General features: G+C 44.6%; 2 protein-coding genes. One reads left to right on the forward strand and one right to left on the reverse strand.

Going from position 1 to position 966, the window contains the following annotated elements:
• The first annotated feature begins 154 nt into the window (after window positions 1–154).
• Window positions 155–742, forward strand: a complete 588-nt coding sequence (locus A3766_RS27625) for an LON peptidase substrate-binding domain-containing protein (RefSeq protein ID WP_082865204.1) — start codon at window positions 155–157, stop codon at window positions 740–742.
• Between the two features lie 39 nt (window positions 743–781).
• Here the strand turns inward: A3766_RS27625 and A3766_RS29970 are convergent.
• Window positions 782–966: hypothetical protein (locus tag A3766_RS29970; protein ID WP_231883017.1), on the reverse strand; the 185-nt coding region annotated here is incomplete at its 5' end.

Here is a 966-nt window from a genome sequence, read left to right on the forward strand (position 1 = left end):
AATAATCGTTGTTAGAAAGAAAAATCTGAAGCAGGCAGCATAGCAAAAAAAATGCATGCTGGCACCAAATGGCGAATCTTCAATACGAAACTATAAGATTGGAAAAATCAGTCTATGCTTACTTAAAAGCCAACCGTGAATACCTGAATAAACTATGAAACTGCCGCTGTTACCGCTCAATGCTATTGTCTGTCCGCAAGGTCGTATTCCTTTGCAGATTTTTGAGCCGCACTATTTAGATATGATTGCTGATTCGATGAAGCAAGGCGAAGGCTTTGTGGCAGTGTTGATGTGCAGTGAAAATGCACCGACTGAACACGTGCGAGAAGGGCAGTTCTATGAACTTGGCACGCGTGTTCAAATTGTAGATTTTGGCAAGACGCCTAGTACCGGGGTGTTAAATCTGACGGTTGAAGGTCTGGAACAAGTCAAACTATCCTCACTTGAAGAACGTGAAAATGGCGTCTGGTATGCCGAGCTTGAGGCTATTGGTGAAGAGCAGCATATTGACTTGCCCGAGGAGTTTGATGAGCTGCGTGTGGTACTGCAGGCTCTGGTCAAACACCCCTTTGTTCGCGATTTGAATATGGATATTGATTATGAAGATGGGCGCCAAGTAGGCTGGCGCTTGACTGAGTTACTGCCGCTAGGCAATAAACAGAAACAGCATCTTTATGAAATGAGCGACCCGCTTCAGCGTCTGCAAGCAATCTCTCGTCAAATTTCTGATATGGTTACTTAGGCCGTATAAATCTTGAGTCTTGATCAGACGGCTCTGCGTTTAGGGGCGTAACTGGTAAGCCTGCAAGGCTTCTGGAAAGAAATAAAGCTGATAGCCAATTAAGATGCCGAGCCATAGACAAAGTGCTGTCATAACCGCTTTCTTTTCAACAGTGATATCTCGACGGTTCGCGGCGTCATAAGCTTGGTGAGTGCTATATAACACTCTACTAATTCCACAAATCG

This window comes from Oleiphilus sp. HI0132, assembly GCF_001635845.1.